The sequence below is a fragment of the Streptomyces sp. NPDC057900 genome (genome assembly GCF_042887885.1).
Lineage (GTDB): Bacteria > Actinomycetota > Actinomycetes > Streptomycetales > Streptomycetaceae > Streptomyces.
Genome location: NZ_JBHVOI010000001.1, coordinates 621,681 through 639,435, shown reverse-complemented (window position 1 = coordinate 639,435; position 17,755 = coordinate 621,681). Strand labels below are relative to the sequence as shown.

The window sequence follows — 17,755 nt, the reverse complement described above, 5'->3', positions numbered from 1 at the left end:
CGGGCGCCCTTCCCCCGCACCACGGGGGAAGGGCGCCCGGCGTTCGGGGCTCAGTGCGGGAGCGGGGGGTCGATCGCCTCGGTGACGGTCGGGAAGACCGGCAGCGCGCTGTCGAGGCCCAGCACTCCGATGAGCCGCTCCATGAACGGGGACGGCTCCGCGAGCCGCAGCCTGGGGCCCAGCAGGGTCTGCCCCTGGAGCAGCACGTTCACCGTCGTCGAGTCCGCGAAGCTCACGTCCGAGAGGTCGACGACGACGAGGCCTTCGCCGCTCGTGGCCGCGCTCTCCAGGGCGGCGCCGAGCGGGGCGACGTTGTCGATGTCGAGGTCACCGGTCACGGCGAGTACCAGCGCACCCCGGTCCTCGCGTGGGACGATTCTCATGGCTCTGCCGGCACTGGGGGATGGGAGCACGGTCACCTCATGAAGCACTGGACGGCGGGGGAGAACACCGGTTGACGCGGACGGTCCGGTGCATGTCCGTCCTGCTCGCGGCGGGTGGAGGCCAACGATAGAAGTAATAGTTGCCATTTGACAACATTCTCCATGGGGCAACAATCTGTACTTGAACGATCAATGGACGCATCCCCTCGGGGCGTACCTCGGAAACGCTGAAGCAGAGGCTGGATGAAGCAAGTGACGCGTCAGCCTGGGCCAGCACGTGTCCGCGAAGTCTCGCCTGACCGGCGACACCTGGCACGCACTCTCCGGACGCCGCCGGGCCCGCCCTCCGGGCGGACGACGCGACTTCGCGGACACGCCCTAAGCGCTGTCCGCGATGTCGTCACGGAGCCGGTCGGCCGTGAGCCGCTGCGCCGCGGCCGACCGGAAGGCGGCCAGCCCCCCGGCGAGCGCCGCCACGTCGGAAGGCTGCATCCGCTCCAGCACGGCGGAGAGCTCACGCGTACGGATCGCCCGGTACTCCTCCAGCAGGGCGCGGCCCCGTCCGGTCAGCCGCAGCTCGACCTCACGGCGGCTCGTCTGGCTCGGGTCCCGCTGGACGAGGCCCATGGCCTCCATCCGGTCGCAGAGCCGGCTCACCGACGGAGCCCGCGAGCCGAGCGCCTCACCGAGCGAGCGGAGGTTGCTGCCCTCCTGCTTCTCGATGACGAGCAGGGCCCGCAACTGCGAGGTCGACACCGTGCCCGGCGGCGCGGCGTCCTGGCCGCGGCCCCACAGCACCTCCAGCAGTTCCGATGCGGCACACACATCCTCGGACACCCGCTCAAGGCGGTGAGGAGGGTCGGTGCGGTGGCGCATCCATCCACTCTGTCATCCTGCACACCCTCCTGTCAGCCCGCCCCCGCCCCCGCGCCCCGAAGAGGAATGAGCGCAAGACCGTGAACGTCCGTACCGAAATCGAGAGAGCCGTACGCGCGGCCGCACCGCACGCCCTGGTCGAGGCGGTGCGCGCCGCGCTCGCCGCGGCGTACGACGCCCGGTCCGTGGAACTGCTGCTGGCGGACTACGGAATGACGGTCCTCAAGCCGGTCGGCTCCGCGCCGGGGCGTGAACACGCCCTGTCGATGCACAACAGCCCGCAGGGCCGGGCGTTCGGCAGCCAGCTCCCGCACGAGGAGCCGGCGGGCCGCGGCGGCGCCGTCGACCACCACTTCCCCGTCACCGTACGGGGCGAGCGCCTAGGCATCCTCACCGTCCGCCTCCCGGCAGGAGGCTCCACCCCGCGGACCATGGACGAGCTGGCCCAGGTGGCCGACCTGCTGGGCCACGAGATCATCGTCGCCGAACGCGACACCGACCTGTACCAGGGCGCCCGCCGCATCGCCCGGCTCACCCTGGCCGCCGAGATGCAGTGGCAGCTGCTCCCCGCCCGCGCCTTCACCGCGGCCGAGTACGCCATCGGCGCCCAGCTGGAGCCGGCCTACGCCATCCACGGCGACAACTTCGACTGGGCCGCGGACGGCGACCAGCTGACCGTCTCCGTGACCAACGGCATGGGCGAGGGCATCCAGGCCTCCCTGCTCACCAACCTCGCCGTGAACGCCCTGCGCAACGCCAGAAGGGCCGGCATCGGCATCGAGGACCAGGCCGCACTCGCCGACCAGGCGCTCTACGACCAGCACCGCGGCGCCGTCCATGTCTCGACCCTGTTGCTCCGCTTCGACCTCGCCACCGGGACGGTCGGCGCGGTGGACGCGGGCTCTCCGCAGCTGTGGCGGCTGCGCGGCAGGAAGGTCGCCCGCATCGAACTGGACGCGCAGCTGCCGCTCGGCATGTTCGAGGAGTCGCGGTACGACGTCCAGTACCTCCAGCTGGTCCCGGGCGACCGGCTGCTGCTCGTCAGCGACGGGGTGTACGACACCGTCTCGCCGCTCGGCGAGGTCTACGCCGAGCGCGGCCTGGCCAGGGCGATTCTGGCGACGAGGCTGCTGCCCGCCGCCTCGGTGCCCGGCGCCGTGCTGCGTGAACTCGCGGACTACCGCGAATCGGATCCGCTCGACGACGCGCTGGTCGTCTGCGTCGACTGGTTCGGCAGGCACGCGAGCGACGGCTGACCGCCGTGGTCGCGCGGGCCGCCGGAGCCCGGGACCGCCCGGATCAGCTGCTGAGGGTGAACTCGGCGCGGATGCGCTTGCCGACGGGCACCCGCTCGGCCGTCAGCCGGTCGCACAGGGCCACCACGATCTCCATGCCGTGACCGCCCAGCCGGCTCGGGTCGGGTGAGTAGAAGACCGGGAGCGCGCTGCTGCTGTCGTACACGGTGACGCTGATCCGCTCGGCCGTGCCCTCCAGCTCCAGCAGGTAGGGGCCGTGGCTGTAGCGGTCGGCGTTGGTGACGAGCTCGCTCACGGCCAGCATCAGATCGTTGCGGGTGTGGGTGCCGAGCACGGCCATCCACTCGGAGACGAGCCGCGCGAGAAATCGGTCGGCCAGCGCCCGTGCCAGAGAGATGCACCCGGGCTCGCCGTCGAACACCTCGGCGGCGTGCAGTGTCTCCGTGGGCGGACGCCTCATCGGGGAGTCGTCCGGCCGGGAGATGGCCTGTTCGTTCATGTGCTCCAGCCAGGGCGCTGCGGGAGGGGCCGTGGGGCCCCTCTTCTCGCTGCTCGTGTACCCGCGCCGGGAGATCCCATTCCCGGCCGGTGTCAGTAGATTTCAGGCACGTCCGGGAAGCCGGACCACGGTCACGAAGAACTCGTCGATCTGGCGGACCGCCGCGATGAACTGATCGAGGTCCACCGGCTTCGTGACATAGGCGTTGGCGTGCAGTTTGTAGCTGCGCAGGATGTCCTCCTCCGCGGAGGAGGTCGTCAGCACGACCACCGGGATGAGGGAGAGTTCCGCGTCCTGCTTGATCTGCTCCAGCACCTGGCGCCCGTCGTACTTGGGCAGGTTCAGGTCGAGCAGGATCAGGTCGGGGCGCGGCGCCTCGCTGTGCTCGCCCCGGCGGTAGAGGAAGTCGAGCGCCTCCTGTCCGTCACGGACCACGTGGAGGGTGTTGCGGATCTTGTTGTCCTCGAACGCCTCACGCGTCATCAGCTCGTCACCGGGGTCGTCCTCGACGAGCAGGACCTCGATGGGCTGTGCGGGATGGGTCACGCGGTATCTCCGGGAATCTCGGCGGGTGGGGTGGCTTCGGCCGGCGAACCGTGGTCCTCGGCAGGCAGGCTGAAGTGGATGCGGGTGCCCTGGCGGGGCTCGGGATCAAGCCAGATCCGGCCGCCGTGGAACTCGATGATCTTGCGGCAGAGGGCCAGTCCGATCCCGGTGCCGTCGTACTCGTCACGGGCGTGCAGACGCTGGAAGATCACGAAGACCTTCTCGGCGAACTCGGGGGCGATCCCGATCCCGTTGTCCGTCACGGTGAAGTGCCAGACGTCGTCCTCCCGGACACAGCCGACCGTGATCACGCACGGCTCGTCCGGGCGGCGGAACTTCACCGCGTTCCCGATCAGGTTCTGCCAGATCATGGCGAGCGTCGTGCCGTCGCCGTTCACCTCGGGCAGTGTTTCCTCGCGCACGACCGTGGTCCCGGACTCCTCGATGACCAGGGTCAGGTTGGCGAGCGCCCGGTCCAGCGAGCGGTCCAGGTCGACGGCGCTCCAGCTGTCGTGGACCCGGCCGACCCGGGAGAAGGTCAGCAGGTCGTTGATGAGCACCTGCATGCGCTTGGCGCCGTCGACCGCGAAGTCGATGTACTGCTTGCCGCGCGCGTCCAGTTCCGTCCCGTAGCGCTTCTCCAGGAGCTGGCAGAAGGACGCGACCTTGCGCAGCGGCTCCTGGAGGTCGTGCGAGGCGACGTACGCGAACTGCTCCAGCTCCGAGTTGGAACGGCGGAGCTCCTCCGCCTGCTGGGCCAGCAGCTCCTCCCGCTCCGCGGCGGCGTCGAGCTCCTCGACCAGCCGGCACCGCATGTCCTCGACGGCGGCGGCCACCGCCCTGACATCGGACGGGCCGCGCACGTCGATCCGGCGGCGGAAGGAACCGGACCGTACGTGCCGGGAGGCCTCTGCCAGCGCGTCGAGCGGCCGTCCCACCACCCGGTGCAGCAGCAGGCTCAGGGCGATCACGCACAACACGAAGCAGGCCACGAGCGCGATCAGGGTCCGGTCGCGGGTGGCGCGCGCGTCGTTGAGCTGGTCGCGGGCGTGGTCGCGGGCCGTGTCCAGATGCGACTGCTGCGCGGTGTAGAGCCGCCGCAGCGTGTCGAAGGCGGTCTTGCTCTCGGAGGTCCTGGCGGAAGCGCGGTTCTGCCGGCCGTCGCGCCGGACGGCGGCGATCAGCGGCTCCGCGTGCTCCTTGCGCCACTGCGCGGAGGCCGCGGCGATCCGGTCCAGATCACGGGCGTACGGCTCGGCGCCGCCCATCGCGGAACGGACCCGGGCCAGCCGCAGCTGTTCGTCGCGCTTGCCCGTCGCGTAGGGCTGGAGGAAGGCGGGGTCGCCGCTGAGGGCGTAGCCCCGGACCCCGGTCTCCTGGTCGAGCAGCGCGTTCTGGAGCTGGAAGGAGGCGGAGCGGGCGGGCTGGATGCGGTCCACCAGTTCGGTGGTCCGGTCGGATATCCGGGCCAGCACGAGTCCGCCGACGACCAGGCAGCCGCACACGACTATCACGAAGCAGCCCAGGATCAGATGGACCCAGTTCTGGACCGAGAGCCGTGCCAGCCGTCCCGGCCGCAGCGGGGCGTCCACGGGTGAGTCACTGGTCATGAGGTGTCCTGTTCCAGGCGAGATGCAGCACGGCCACGTCGTCGGCGAGGCCGCCGTGGGGAGCCGCCGCGTCGGCGGCCCCGTCGACCAGCGCGTCGATGAACGGACGGGCCGGCAGCGCGGCCCGGCTCCGGGCCATCGCGAGCAGACCGTCCTCGCCCAGCCGGGTGTCGGGGCCGGTGCGCCCCTCGAACAGGCCGTCACTGAAGAGTACGAGACGGGCACCGGGCGCCAGCGGCAGGTCGGTGGAGATCCACTGACCGTGGCCGGGCAGCAGTCCGAGCGCGATGCCGCCCTCGGGCTCCACCCACTCGATGTCCGGGCCCTGGAGCAGCAGCAGCCCCGGGTGTCCCGCCCGCACGATCCGGACGTGGTCCCCGTCGGGCGGGAAGACGAGAGAGGTGACGGTCGCGAAGACATGCGGGTCGGACCGCTCCGCGACCAGGATCTCCTCAAGCAGGCCGATCTGTTCCAGCTGGTCGGTGCGGCACAGCACAGCCGTGCGCCAGGCCACCCGCAGGCACACCCCCAGCGCGGCCTCCGCCGCGCCGTGCCCCGACACATCACCGATCACGGCGTGCACCGTGCCGTCGGACGTCTGGACCACGTCGTAGAAGTCACCGCTGAGCAGACCGTGGGCGCGGCCGGGCTCGTAGCGGGCGACCGCCTCGAAACCGTCGTCGTTCAGGAGCGGTACGGGCAGCAGCCCGCGTTCGAGGCGGGCGTTCTCCTGGGCCATCTGCTGGTTGGCGCGCAGGGCCGCCGCCGCCCGTTCGACCTGCTTGCGCTGGAGGGCGTAGCGGACGGCGCGGGACAGGGCCTGCGGGTCGAGCCGCCCCTTGACCAGGTAGTCCTGCGCACCGGTGGCCACCGCGTCCAGTCCGGCCTCGGCCTCCGCCAGCCCGGTCAGCACCACGATCGCGGCGTCCGGAGTGGTCTCCACGATCTGCGTGACGGCGCTCAGCCCGTGCACATCGGGAAGGTGCAGGTCCAGCAGGACGCAGACGGGTGTCCGGTGTCCGCGCAGAAAGGTCAGGGCCTCGGTCAGCGTCTTGCACCAGGTGAGCGCGGAGTCCAGCTCGCTGTCGGCGAGCATCTCCTCGACGAGGAGGGCGTCGCCCGCGTCGTCCTCCACCAGCAGGATGGCGGCATTGACGTCCCACACGGAAGCCCGGCCGCCCGGCTGAGCCCCGGTCCGGGCCTCGGTTTGAGCCCCGGTCTGGACCGGGAGAACCGAGCTCACCGGATACCGCGCGTGGGAGCCAGTACGCGTCTCAGCCACGCCTCACCCTCTCGTTGTGATCGAGCGGGCCGCCCGCCGTCGCCAGGCAGCATATGTGAATGACGCCCGCCCTAGTGCGGGCGGGCGTCATTCAGCTGCTGTGTGAGGCGCTACGGGCCTTACCGGCGCCGGACGTCCCCGGGGCCGGGCGTCACGCCTCGATGGACATTCCGGCACGCAATTGCTTGACGATGCGGGCGAGGAGCCGTGACACATGCATCTGCGAGACGCCGAGCTCGGCACCGATCTGGGACTGCGTCATCTCCTGGCCGAAGCGCATCCGCACGATGCTGCGCTCGCGCTCGTCGAGCTGTTCCAGCAGCGGTGCCAGCGTGTGGAGGTTCTCGACGGTCTCCATGCCGGGGTCGGCCTCACCGATCATCTCGGCGAACGACCGCTGGTCGCTCCCGGAATCGGTCTCGGCCGAGGGGGAGTCCAGGGATCCCGCCGAATAGCCGTTGGCCGCGACGAGTCCCTCGATGATCTCTTCCTCCGGCAGGTCGATGAGCTCTGCCAGCTCCTTGACCGTCGGATCGCGGTCGAGCTTCGCCGAGAGCTGTTCCTTCGCCTTCGCCAGGTCGACACGGAGCTCCTGGAGCCGCCGCGGCACGTGCACCGCCCAGGTCGTGTCCCGGAAGAACCGCTTGATCTCCCCGACGATGTAGGGGACCGCGAAGGTGGCGAACTCGACGTCACGGGAGAGGTCGAACCGGTCGATCGCCTTGATCAGCCCGATGGTGCCGACCTGGATGATGTCCTCGGTGTCGTCGCCGCCGCGGTTGCGGAACCGGGAGGCGGCGTACCGCACCAGCGAGAGGTTCATCTCGATGAGGGTGTTGCGCGCGTACTGGTATTCGTGGGTGCCCTCTTCGAGGACCTGGAGCCGGTCGAGGAACAGCTTCGACAGGGCGCGGGCGTCCTTCGGAGCCACCTTTCCGGTGTCCTCGATCCACGGCAGTTCCGCGGAACCGGGCTCCGAACGGATACCGGTCTGCTCCGAGAACGTGCGTGTGGCACCAAGAACTGCGCCGGTCTGCTCCGTCGTGGCCGCCATGCTGTCGCCCCTCCTGCTAGCCAAGTGCGTCAGACCTCGTGTGCCCCGCATCGGCGAGGTCATGCGTCGTGGATGCAATTCATTCTCGCCGTCGTGGCGGCAACGGATATGAGTGACCGTTATGCCCACTTTGTGGGTGAATTCTGATTGGATCCGGGATGTTGCCGGCCCGTATTCGCGGGCACTGTCTTGTATCCGATGCGGGGAGAAGTCATGGCGAACAGCGATTCCGCGGGCCCGGCCACGGCCACCGTCACCACCAGGATTCCGGCGAGACTGGACAGGCTCCCCTGGTCGGGGTGGCACTGGATGATCGTGATCGGGCTCGGGACGGTCTGGATCCTGGACGGCCTGGAGGTCACGGTCGTCGGCAACATCGCGAGCCGGCTCTCCGAGGACGGCAGCGGTCTGCCGATCAGCGCGGGGCAGGTCACCGGGATCGCCGCGGCGATGTACGTCGCGGGGGCGTGCTCGGGCGCACTCGTCTTCGGCTGGCTCACCGACCGCTACGGCAGGAAGAAGCTCTTCCTGATCACGCTCGCCGTCTACCTCCTGGCCACGGCGCTCACCGCGGTCTCCTTCTCCGTCTGGTGGTTCTTCCTCTTCCGGTTCCTCACCGGCTTCGGAATCGGCGGGGAGTACGCCGCGATCAACTCCGCCATCGACGAACTCATCCCTAGCAAGTACCGGGGACGTGTCGACCTCATCATCAACGGCAGCTTCTGGCTCGGTGCCGTGGCCGGCTCGCTGCTCTCCGTGCTCGCCCTGAACACGTCCATCTTCCCGAAGGACGTGGGCTGGCGCCTCACCTTCGCCCTGGGGGTCGTCCTCGGACTCGTCATCCTCCTCGTACGCCGCCACGTGCCGGAGAGCCCCCGCTGGATGTTCATCCACGGCCGTGACGAGGAAGCGGAGAAGCTCGTGGCCGAGGTGGAACGCGAGGTGGAGTCGGAGACGGGACGGAAGCTCCCGGAGGCCGAGGGGAGCATCACCGTCGAGCAGCGGGGCGGGATCGGCTTCGGCCTGATCGCCAGGACCGTCTTCCGGTCCTACCCGAAAAGGGCCGTGCTGGGCTTCTCGCTCTTCATCGGGCAGGCGTTCCTCTACAACGCCGTCACGTTCGGCTTCGGCTCGATCCTCGTCACGTTCTTCGACGTGTCGAGCGGCGCCACCGGCTACTACTTCGCCGTCATCGCCGCGTGCAACTTCCTCGGACCGCTCCTGCTGAGCCGGTTCTTCGACACCGCAGGCCGCAAACCCATGATCGCCGGGACGTACATCCTGTCCGGCGTCCTGCTCCTGGTCACCGCGTGGTTCTTCAACAGCGGGTGGCTCTCGGCCGTCACCATGACCGCGTGCTGGTGCGTCGTGCTGTTCTTCGCGTCCGCCGGTGCCAGCTCCGCCTACCTGACCGTCAGCGAGATCTTCCCGATGGAGACCCGCGCCATGGCGATCGCCTTCTTCTACGCCATCGGCACCGCCGCCGGCGGAATCTCCGGACCCCTCGTCTTCGCCGACCTCACGGAGAGCGGCGTGGTGGCCGACACCGCGCTGGCCTTCTGCATCGGGGCCGTGCTCATGATCGCGGCCGGGCTGGTGGCCTGCTTCTTCGCGGTGGCGGCGGAGGGCCGGTCCCTTGAGGACATCGCCGCGCCGCTGAGCAGCCGCGAGGACGCGGGCGGAAGCGGGACGCGGCCCTCCGCCGCGTCCTCGGGCGAACCCGGCTGACGCACTCGAATGGAGCAGCCGCCGGAGCATGGCAAACTTGGTGGGGGCGTTCGGCCCGCAGTGCGGCGGCTTCGCGCAGAGCCCGCGGCCGGACCTTCAGTCCCGTGGATGCGAGTCCTCGTGAGTCCGGCTCGGCGGCGCGCCACGGTCGCCGGGAGAATCCGGCGGCACAAGCAACAGAGGAACGGCAATGACGGTGACAGAGGACGGCCCCGAGCTCGGTACCGAGGAGCTCGTGCCCGGTGCCGCGGAGTTCGGTCCCGGTATCGACCCGCAGCGGCTGGCCGTCTGCCTGAGCGTGCTCGACGAGCTCGACGCCATCGAGGTCGACCACCCGGACGCCATCGCGGTGCGCCGCGCCACCGCCGGTATCTACCGGACCGTGAAGCAGCGCCGCCGCCAGGAGCGCCGGGCCGCCAAAACCGCGCACGACAAGGCCGTCACCGAGGCCACCGCGACCGGTTCCGCCGAGCGGATCGACGACGAGACGCAGGGCGTCCTGCCGTCCTCCTCCGCCTCCGCCGAGATCGCGGGTGTTCTCCAGCGCCCCAGGTCCTGCTACATCTGCAAGACGCGGTACGTCGAGGTCGACGCGTTCTACCACCAGCTCTGCCAGCCGTGCGCCCGGGAGAACCGCTCCCGCCGTGACGCGCGCACCGATCTGACCGGCCGCCGGGCGCTGCTCACCGGGGGCCGCGCCAAGATCGGTATGTACATCGCGCTGCGCCTGCTGCGGGACGGCGCGCACACCACGATCACCACCCGGTTCCCCAACGACGCGATCCGCCGCTTCAAGGCGATGGAGGACAGCGACGAGTGGATCCACCGGCTGAAGATCGTCGGCATCGATCTCCGTGACCCCGCCCAGGTCGTCGCGCTCGCCGACTCCGTCGCCGCGGAGGGCCCGCTGGACATCCTGATCAACAACGCCGCCCAGACGGTGCGCCGCTCACCGCAGGCGTACAGCGAACTGCTCGGTGCCGAGTCCGCCCCGCTGCCCGCGGGCGAACTCCCCGCCGCCGAGGTGATCGGCACCTTCGGCAGCGGCACCGTCGACCGCGTGGCCGCGCTGCCCGCCGCCCGCAAGGAGGGGCTCAGCGCGCAGGACGTCACCGATCTCGCGCTGGTCACCGGATCCGCCTCGCTCGAACGCATCGCCGCGGGCACCGCCATCGACGCGGGAGGCCTGGTCCCTGACCTGCACCACAGCAACAGCTGGATCCAGACAGTCGACGAGGTCGAGCCGATCGAGCTGCTGGAGGTCCAGCTCTGCAACTCGACCGCGCCGTTCATCCTGATCAGCCGGCTCCGCCCGGCCATGGCCGCGACGGCGTCGGCCCACTCCTACGTGGTCAACGTCTCCGCGATGGAGGGGGTGTTCGGCCGCGGCTACAAGGGAGCGGGGCACCCGCACACCAACATGGCCAAGGCCGCGCTGAACATGCTCACCCGCACCAGCGCCCAGGAGATGTTCGAGAAGGACGGCATCCTGATGACCGCCGTCGACACCGGCTGGATCACCGACGAGCGGCCGCACCCCGACAAGATGCGGCTGGCGGAGGAGGGCTTCCACGCCCCGCTCGACCTGGTAGACGGCGCCGCTCGTGTCTACGACCCGATCGTGCGCGGCGAGGCGGGCGAGGAGCTGTACGGCTGCTTCCTCAAGGACTACGCACCGGCGAACTGGTAGCGGCAGGGAACAGCGCACCTTCACAGAGTCGCGGACCCGGCCCGGGAAGCCTCCCGGGCCGGGTCTTTTCCGTGCCCGGTGGCTGAAAGTGACCCAGGGCACACGTTCCATCGAGCGTAGCGGCGCTCATTTGGTTACTCTGAGAGGAACGGACGCCACCGAGGGATCCACGAAGATTCCCCGGCCGTCCTGGGACAGGCCTGTCAACCAGGCCGCCGTCCCGCCCCGTACCCGGCGCCACCGCGACCGAAGCTGATCCTTCCCCCGCCCCGGCGGGCGGTCGACGTGCCGGTATTGGAGCCGGAGCGTAGGCGACGCCCGGGGTTACGCGACACAAAGGAGTGCGCGGTGACGACACCGGAACTGACGAAGTACGAGAAGCGACCGGCCGAACGGTCCGGAGAGCGGGCCCGCAGGCCCGAGAAGCTCCGGAACATCGAAGTCTGGGCCAGGTCCGCACCGATCCGGCTGGCCGGCTACGAGGACGACCTCGCCGAGCCGCACATCCTGCCCGGCATCGACTGAGCGTCCGCGCCACCGAGCTCCGGCCCGCACCCCGTTCCCGGGTGCGGGCCGGAGCTCGTCCGTGTGGCGGGCGCGACCCCGTTCAGAAGGCCGCGCGGGCCACGGCGGCCCCGGCGAACGAGAGGCCGACCCCCGCGCCCACGGTGAGCACCAGATAGCCCGCCGCCAGGATCAGCCGGCGGGCGGAGCTCAGGGTCAGCAGCTCGTAGGAGAACGTCGACCAGGTCGACAGGGCCCCGCAGAACCCGGTGGCGAGCAGCAGATTGAGCCGGGCGCCCAGGTCCCCGCCCGTCACCGCCTCCGCGACGAAGCCGAGGAAGAGGGCGGCGCCGGAGTTGGCGGCGAAGGTGCCCCACGGGAAGACGCTGTGCAGGCGGAACTTCGCGTCGACCCCGAGGTAGTAGCGCAGGGGCGCGCCCACGAGTCCGCCCGCGATGACAAGCAGCCAGTCGGTCATGACGCGCCGCTCTCCGTGGCGTAGGAACGCCCGAAGGCGAAGTGAGTGGCGAACGCGCCCACCGTCACAGCGGTCAGCGCGGCCACCACGGTCAGCACCAGGCAGCCGACCGCGTACCCGGGCTGATGGTTCTCGAACAGCTGCCGGACGTTGTCGGTGTAGTGCGAGAACGAGGTGAACCCGCCGAGCACGCCGGTGCCGAGCAGCGGACTGATCAGCCGGGGCGCGCCGGGGAAACGCAGCTTCAGAGTGACCATCAGGACGCCCATCAGAAAGCAGCCCACCGTGTTGACCAGCAGAATCGTCCATGGGAAGGCCGAGGTGCCGGTGGGCCAGATGCGGTCGGCGCCGTACCGGGCGACGGCTCCGGCGGCGCCGCCGACCGCGACGGCACCGACCACGGAGAGCTGCACCCCCGGGTGATGGTCGGGGTGACTGTGCAGGTGCAGCCTCATCCTGGATGACATCCCGCGAACCTATGGAACGGGCGGGCCCGGCCGGGACGCAGCACGCCTGCCCCGCCGAGCCCGTACCCGGGTGGGTCAACCGGAGAGCCCGCAGCGCGATTATCCGAACACTCTGTGCCTTGATGGCAGATGTAGGGATGCGCTCCCGGCCTGTCGGGCCGACGGGCCTCCGCGCTGCCGAGCCGCTGGAGTCTGCCTTGCCCCTCGCCGAGCCGGACATCGTCCGGCGGTTGGAGAGCCGCCAGCCGTCCGCGTACTTACTGGCCTCCCTGCGGGGGTTCGGGCAGGTCGATCTCCAGGCCGGGCTGCTGACCGGTGTGGCGATCCTCGTCGCGCTGTGGGTGTCGGGCTGGCAGAACGGCCTCTACGCCACGCTCGGCACCCTGATCGCCACCGCGACCGCCTATGCCCTCGCCGTCGACCGGTCGGGAATCGCGCTCGGACTCCAGGGATACGCGGGCTGCCTCACGGGCATCGCCCTCGTCTCCTCGCTGGGCAACCATCTCGCCACCTATGTGCTGACCGTCGTCGGCGCCGTCATGTGCACCGTTCTGATGGCCGCCCTGGGCACCCTCCTCGCGCCCTACGGGCTCACCCCGCTCACCGCGCCCTTCTGCCTGGTCTCCGGAGTGATGGTGGTCGGCGCCCCCTCGTTCGCACGGGTCTGGCACGGCGACCCGGCCTCCGTGGCCAGCACCACGACCGGTGAGACCGGGTGGACCTGGACCGCCCTGTGGCACGCGTTCTTCAACAACGTCTCGCAGGTCTTCCTGATCGACAGCTGGTACGTCGGGCTGATCATGCTCGTCGGCCTCGCCCTGGCCGGCCCGCGCGTCGTGCTCTACGCGGCGGGCGGCAGCGTGGTCGGCATCGTCGCCGCGTGGGTGCTCGGCGCCCCGACGGCGCTGATCGCCAACGGCATCTACGGATACAACGCGGTGCTCGTGGCCATCGCCCTCGGCGCGGTGTTCCTGGCGAACACGGTCTGGAACGGTGCCTACGCCCTGTTCGGCGCGGCCGTCAGCACCGGGCTCACGGCGTCGCTGACGTCCATCTTCAAGACCTTCGGCGGCCACACCTTCACCTGGCCGTTCATTCTCACGACCTGGGCGCTGATGGCCGCCGTGCCGCTGCTGCCCCGGCTCCGCCGGAGCGGCTGACCGTCCCGGCCCCGCTCCCGAGCCCTCAGCCCGTACAACCCGAGGAAGGTACCGACGATGAACCTCGCCCCTCGCGAGATCGACAAGCTGCTGGTGTACGTGGTGGCCGACCTGGCCCGCAAACGCCAGGAGCGCGGCCTCAAGCTCAACTACAGCGAGTCCGTCGCGCTGATCACGGAGGCGATCCTCGAAGCCGCGCGTGACGGCAGGAGCGTCGCGGACTGTATGGAGTTGGGCCGCCATGTCGTGGGCGAGCCCGACACCATGCCCGGCGTACGGGAGATGCTCGGCCTGCTCCAGGTCGAGGCGTCCTTCGTGGACGGTACGAAGCTGGTGTCCTGCCACGACCCGATCGGGGGCTGACCCCGGTGGCCGAGCGCTGCGCCGTCATCGCCGTGTGCGGCCACGAAGCCGGTTACGGGCGTGCGCTGGCGGGACTCGTGGACCCCGGGGTGAGCGTCGTGCCGAGCGGGCGCGAGCTGTTCCGGAGCATCTCCGCGCACCGGCGCCGGGGTGAGGAGACCGCGGTCGTCCCGATGACGCTCGGCCGGGACCCCGGACTCGTCGCGGACGCCGCCAGGACGCTGCGAGCCGTCGCCGGCGGCGACCTGGGGGCGACCGTGCTCACCGAGCCGTTCGGCACCGCGCAGCACCTCGTCGGCTGGCTGCGCGCGGCGGCGTGCCGAGTACCTGCGGACTCCGCCCTGCTGGTCACGGCTCCGTCCGGCGACCCGTTCGAGGACGCGGAGCTGTACCGGACCGCCGCACTCGTACGCCGCTACGGGCGGCACGCCCTGGTCGAGGTGGCGTTCACCGGCGGGGACCCGGACCCGGCCGAGGGCGTCCGGCGCTGCCGGCTGCTCGGCGCGGAGCGGGTGACGCTGCTTCCGGCCGGGTTCGCGCCGGCCGAGGTGCCCGAGCCCACCGGACCGGCCGGCCCCGCGGTGGACGGCGCCGGCCCCCTCGTGTCCGCGTCCGCGCTGCGAAGGGTGCTGGCCGAACGGGTGGCCGACGCCCGGCTGCGCCGGCGCGAACACGGCGACGACGGCATCGCGGCCGGGCTGACGGCGGCCGACAACCACGGCCACTCCCACACCCACCCACCGGGCGGGGGACACGACCACGGCCACGGCCACGGTCACCACCATCACGGCCCCGGCCATCCGCACCCGCATCAGCAGCCGTCCGCCGATGGAGCGGGCCAAGTCATCAGGAGCATCGCATGACGTTCCGTCAGAAGTACCTCTACGGCAAGGACCCCATCGAGATCAACGCGGGCCGCCGCACACTGAAGGTCACCGTCAGCAACACCGGTGACCGTGCGGTGCAGATCGGCTCGCACTACCACTTCTTCGAGGTCAACTCGGCGCTGTCGTTCGACCGCGAGGAGACGCTCGGCATGCACCTCAACATCCCCGCCGGCACCTCGGTGCGCTTCGAGCCCGGCGGCTCCCGCGAGGTCGAGCTGTGCGCGTACGGGGGGACCGGCCGGCTGATCGGCTTCAGCGGGCTGCTCAACGGCAGCCTCGCCTCCCACCCCGCACGGGTCGAAGCCGTCCGCAAGGCCATCGAGCAGGGCTTCCAGGGCGCGCAGAACACCGCCGCCAGGAGCACCGGGGCCGGCAGGCCCGCCTCGAAGCCGGCCGCCAAACCCGCTGCCAAACCCGCCGCCAAGCCCGCCGGTAAAGCCGCCAAGGCCGCCAAGGAAAAGAAGAAGGGTTCGCGCTGATGCCCATCCTGCCCCGCAAGCAGTACACCGACATGTTCGGCCCGACGGTCGGAGACCGCTTCCACCTGGCCGACACCAACCTCGTCGTCGAGGTCGAGAAGGACTACAGCGAGGGCCAGTACGGCGACGAGGTCCTCTACGGCGGCGGCAAGACGATGCGGGACGGCATGGCCTCCGACCCGCAGATCACCGCCGCCCAGGGCGCCCTCGACACCGTCATCACCAACGTCGTGGTCATCGACCCGATGGTCGGTGTGGTCAAGTGCGACATCGGCATCAAGGACGGCTTCATCGTCGGCATCGGCAAGTCCGGCAATCCGCAGACCCAGAACAACGTCGATCCGAACCTGGTCATCGGCGCGGGCACCGAGGCCATCGCGGGGGAGCACCTCATCGCCACCGCGGGCGCCATCGACACCCACGTCCACCTGATCGCCCCGCAACAGGCCGAACAGGCGCTCACCAACGGCATCACCACCCTCATCGGTGGCGGCACCGGACCGACGGACGGCACCAACGGCACCACCTGCACCCCCGGCCCCTTCAACATCGCCAGGTTCCTCCAGGCCGCCGAGGGCTTCCCGGTCAACCTCGGCATCATGGGCAAGGGCAACGGCAGCCTGCCGGAAGCGCTCAACGAGCAGATCGTGGCGGGCGCCTGCGGCCTCAAGGTGCACGAGGACTGGGGCGCCACCCCGGCCGTCATCGACAACGCCCTGAACGTCGCGGACGCCCACGACATCCAGGTCTCCATCCACACCGACAGCCTGAACGAGAGCGGCTTCTTCGAGGACACCCGCTCCGCGATCGACGGCCGGGCCATCCACACCTTCCACAGCGAGGGCGCGGGCGGCGGCCACGCCCCCGACATCATGCGGGTCGCGGGCGAGCCGAACATCCTGCCGTCCTCCACCAACCCGACCCTGCCCTACACCAAGAACTCGGTGGACGAGCTCCTGGACATGGTCATGGTCTGCCACCACCTCAGCCACGACATCCCCGAGGACGTGTCCTTCGCGGACAGCCGGGTGCGGGCCGAGACGATCGCCGCCGAGTCCGTGCTGCACGACCTCGGCGTGATCAGCATGTTCTCCTCCGACTCCCAGGCCATGGGCCGGGTCGGGGAGTCCGTCACCCGGGCGTTCCAGACCGCGCACCACTGCAAGGACAAGCTCGGCAGGCTGGAGGGCGACTCGGCGCGCAACGACAACCAGCGGGTGCTGCGCTACCTCGCCAAGGTCACCATCAACCCGGCCATCGCCTCCGGCATCGCCGAGCACGTCGGCTCGATCGAGAAGGGCAAGATCGCCGACATCGTGCTGTGGCCCATCCACTCCTTCGCGGCCAAGCCGAAGATGGTGATCAAGGGAGGCATCGTCTCCTGGGCCCAGATGGGCGACCCCAACGCCTCACTGCCCACTCCGCAACCGGTCATCTACCGGCCGATGTTCGGCCAGTACGGCAAGGCGCTGCAGTCCACCCACGTCACCTTCATGTCCCAGGCGGGCATCGCCGCCGGTGTCCCCGCCGAACTCGGCCTGGAACGCAAGATCCTGCCGGTCCGGCGCACCCGCACCATCGGCAAGCACAACATGGTCCGCAACGACGCCCTGCCGGACATCCAGGTCGACCCGGAGACGTTCAAGGTCACGCTCAACGGCAAGGTCGCCACCATCGAGCCGGCCGAGTCGCTGCCCCTCAACCACCTGTACTTCCTGGTCTAGGGCCGATGTACCGCAACGAGGACGGCAGTGTGGGCGAACCCCCGCCCGCCGTGATCGCGGGCGCCACCGCCCTGGGGCCGCTGCTGGTCAGCCTCCAGCTGACCGACTCGGCGTTCCCGAGCGGCTTCTACACGCTGTCGCACAGCCTGGAGGGCTTCGCCCAGGCCGGGGCCGTCGATACCGCCACCGTTCCGCAGCTGCTCCACGACCTGCTGCTGCACGGCGTCGGTCCCGCCGACGCCACGGCGCTCGCCCTCGCCCACCGCGCGACGGCGGCGGGCGACCCGGCGGCCGTCGTCCGGATCGACGAGCACCTCTTCGCGACCAAGCTGGGCCGCGAGATGCGCCAGGCCGCGACCCGGACCGGACGCCAGCTGCTCGACCTCGGGCAGGAGGTCTTCGACCGCCCGGAGATCGGCGACTACCTCGGCCGCGTGGTGCGCCGGGAGGCGCCCGGCACCCAGGCGGTCGCCGCGGGCGTCATCTACGCGGCGACCGGCGTCCCGGTCCGGCAGGCCGTCGCCTCCGACCTCTTCGCCTTCTGCGTCAGCTTCGCGGGCGCGGCCCTGCGCCTCAGGCTGACCGACCACCGCTCGGCGCAGACGCTCCTGCGGGGTGCCGCGCCCGTCATCGAGGAGGCCGTCGAGGCGGCGCTGCGGCGCGAACTCGACGACGTGGGAGCCACCGTCTTCGCCTCGGACATCATGTCGGGCCGTCATGAACGTGCCGAGGCCCGGCTCTTCGCCAGCTGAAACCTTCACCCCGTCTC

At 70.5% G+C, this 17,755-nt stretch carries 19 protein-coding genes; 10 read left to right on the top strand and 9 right to left on the bottom strand.

What is annotated here, in order from left to right; all coding sequences use genetic code 11:
• Window positions 1-50: 50 nt before the first annotated feature.
• Both ACFVQ0_RS02600 and ACFVQ0_RS02595 read right to left on the bottom strand, forming a co-directional pair.
• A complete protein-coding gene (locus ACFVQ0_RS02600; RefSeq protein WP_390083816.1) occupies window positions 51-383 on the bottom strand; it encodes an STAS domain-containing protein in 333 nt (110 codons plus the stop codon).
• A 378-nt stretch (window positions 384-761) separates the two neighbouring features.
• Window positions 762-1,259, bottom strand: a complete 498-nt coding sequence (locus ACFVQ0_RS02595; RefSeq protein WP_390083814.1) for a MarR family transcriptional regulator — start codon at window positions 1,257-1,259, stop codon at window positions 762-764.
• A gap of 80 nt (window positions 1,260-1,339) precedes the next feature.
• Here ACFVQ0_RS02595 and ACFVQ0_RS02590 point away from each other — a divergent pair, with 80 nt between their 5' ends.
• Window positions 1,340-2,515 (top strand): PP2C family protein-serine/threonine phosphatase, encoded by a 1,176-nt coding sequence (locus ACFVQ0_RS02590; protein ID WP_390083812.1) that lies wholly within the window; start codon window positions 1,340-1,342, stop codon window positions 2,513-2,515.
• 43 nt (window positions 2,516-2,558) lie between these two features.
• On the opposite strand, the gene ACFVQ0_RS02585 is transcribed toward ACFVQ0_RS02590, so the two are convergent.
• From ACFVQ0_RS02585 to ACFVQ0_RS02565, 5 genes are all read right to left on the bottom strand, one after another.
• Window positions 2,559-3,014 (bottom strand): ATP-binding protein, encoded by a 456-nt coding sequence (locus ACFVQ0_RS02585; RefSeq protein WP_390083810.1) that lies wholly within the window; start codon window positions 3,012-3,014, stop codon window positions 2,559-2,561.
• Window positions 3,015-3,116: 102 nt separating this feature from the next.
• Window positions 3,117-3,560, bottom strand: coding sequence for a response regulator (locus ACFVQ0_RS02580; protein ID WP_390083808.1), 444 nt, complete (start codon window positions 3,558-3,560; stop codon window positions 3,117-3,119).
• Complete coding sequence (locus ACFVQ0_RS02575; RefSeq protein WP_390083806.1) at window positions 3,557-5,170, bottom strand: CHASE3 domain-containing protein; 1,614 nt, start codon at window positions 5,168-5,170, stop codon at window positions 3,557-3,559. Before ACFVQ0_RS02575 ends, ACFVQ0_RS02580 begins: the two co-directional genes overlap by 4 nt.
• Window positions 5,160-6,335 (bottom strand): PP2C family protein-serine/threonine phosphatase, encoded by a 1,176-nt coding sequence (locus tag ACFVQ0_RS02570; RefSeq protein ID WP_390083804.1) that lies wholly within the window; start codon window positions 6,333-6,335, stop codon window positions 5,160-5,162. Before ACFVQ0_RS02570 ends, ACFVQ0_RS02575 begins: the two co-directional genes overlap by 11 nt.
• 268 nt (window positions 6,336-6,603) lie before the next feature.
• Window positions 6,604-7,506, bottom strand: coding sequence for an RNA polymerase sigma factor SigF (locus ACFVQ0_RS02565; RefSeq protein ID WP_390083802.1), 903 nt, complete (start codon window positions 7,504-7,506; stop codon window positions 6,604-6,606).
• A 213-nt stretch (window positions 7,507-7,719) separates the two neighbouring features.
• Here ACFVQ0_RS02565 and ACFVQ0_RS02560 point away from each other — a divergent pair, with 213 nt between their 5' ends.
• The 3 genes from ACFVQ0_RS02560 to ACFVQ0_RS02550 all read left to right on the top strand — a co-directional run bounded on the left by ACFVQ0_RS02560 (window position 7,720) and on the right by ACFVQ0_RS02550 (window position 11,449).
• Entirely contained in the window at window positions 7,720-9,234 is a 1,515-nt protein-coding gene (locus ACFVQ0_RS02560; protein WP_390083801.1) for an MFS transporter, read from the top strand.
• Between the two features lie 190 nt (window positions 9,235-9,424).
• The gene (locus ACFVQ0_RS02555) at window positions 9,425-10,924 is read left to right on the top strand and encodes an SDR family NAD(P)-dependent oxidoreductase (protein WP_390083799.1); all 1,500 of its coding nucleotides are present in this window, start codon (window positions 9,425-9,427) and stop codon (window positions 10,922-10,924) included.
• Window positions 10,925-11,272: 348 nt separating this feature from the next.
• Window positions 11,273-11,449 (top strand): hypothetical protein, encoded by a 177-nt coding sequence (locus ACFVQ0_RS02550; RefSeq protein WP_199884350.1) that lies wholly within the window; start codon window positions 11,273-11,275, stop codon window positions 11,447-11,449.
• Window positions 11,450-11,531: 82 nt separating this feature from the next.
• Here the strand turns inward: ACFVQ0_RS02550 and ACFVQ0_RS02545 are convergent, their stop codons facing one another.
• Both ACFVQ0_RS02545 and ACFVQ0_RS02540 read right to left on the bottom strand, forming a co-directional pair.
• Complete coding sequence (locus tag ACFVQ0_RS02545; protein ID WP_390083797.1) at window positions 11,532-11,906, bottom strand: fluoride efflux transporter FluC; 375 nt, start codon at window positions 11,904-11,906, stop codon at window positions 11,532-11,534.
• The gene (locus ACFVQ0_RS02540; RefSeq protein ID WP_390083795.1) at window positions 11,903-12,373 is read right to left on the bottom strand and encodes a fluoride efflux transporter FluC; all 471 of its coding nucleotides are present in this window, start codon (window positions 12,371-12,373) and stop codon (window positions 11,903-11,905) included. The genes ACFVQ0_RS02545 and ACFVQ0_RS02540 overlap by 4 nt, the downstream gene beginning before the upstream one ends.
• A gap of 197 nt (window positions 12,374-12,570) precedes the next feature.
• Between ACFVQ0_RS02540 and ACFVQ0_RS02535 the strand changes: the two genes are divergently transcribed.
• From ACFVQ0_RS02535 to ACFVQ0_RS02510, 6 genes are read left to right on the top strand one after another with little or no spacing between them, the layout of a single operon-like run.
• Window positions 12,571-13,533 (top strand): urea transporter, encoded by a 963-nt coding sequence (locus ACFVQ0_RS02535; protein ID WP_390083793.1) that lies wholly within the window; start codon window positions 12,571-12,573, stop codon window positions 13,531-13,533.
• A gap of 57 nt (window positions 13,534-13,590) precedes the next feature.
• Complete coding sequence (locus ACFVQ0_RS02530; RefSeq protein ID WP_024492193.1) at window positions 13,591-13,896, top strand: urease subunit gamma; 306 nt, start codon at window positions 13,591-13,593, stop codon at window positions 13,894-13,896.
• 5 nt (window positions 13,897-13,901) lie between these two features.
• The gene (locus ACFVQ0_RS02525) at window positions 13,902-14,759 is read left to right on the top strand and encodes a sirohydrochlorin chelatase (RefSeq protein ID WP_390083791.1); all 858 of its coding nucleotides are present in this window, start codon (window positions 13,902-13,904) and stop codon (window positions 14,757-14,759) included.
• Complete coding sequence (locus ACFVQ0_RS02520) at window positions 14,756-15,262, top strand: urease subunit beta (RefSeq protein WP_390083789.1); 507 nt, start codon at window positions 14,756-14,758, stop codon at window positions 15,260-15,262. The genes ACFVQ0_RS02525 and ACFVQ0_RS02520 overlap by 4 nt, the downstream gene beginning before the upstream one ends.
• A complete protein-coding gene (gene ureC / locus ACFVQ0_RS02515) occupies window positions 15,262-16,986 on the top strand; it encodes an urease subunit alpha (protein ID WP_390083787.1) in 1,725 nt (574 codons plus the stop codon). Before ACFVQ0_RS02520 ends, ureC begins: the two co-directional genes overlap by 1 nt.
• Window positions 16,987-16,991: 5 nt before the next feature.
• Complete coding sequence (locus ACFVQ0_RS02510; RefSeq protein WP_390083785.1) at window positions 16,992-17,738, top strand: urease accessory protein UreF; 747 nt, start codon at window positions 16,992-16,994, stop codon at window positions 17,736-17,738.
• Window positions 17,739-17,755: the final 17 nt, after the last annotated feature.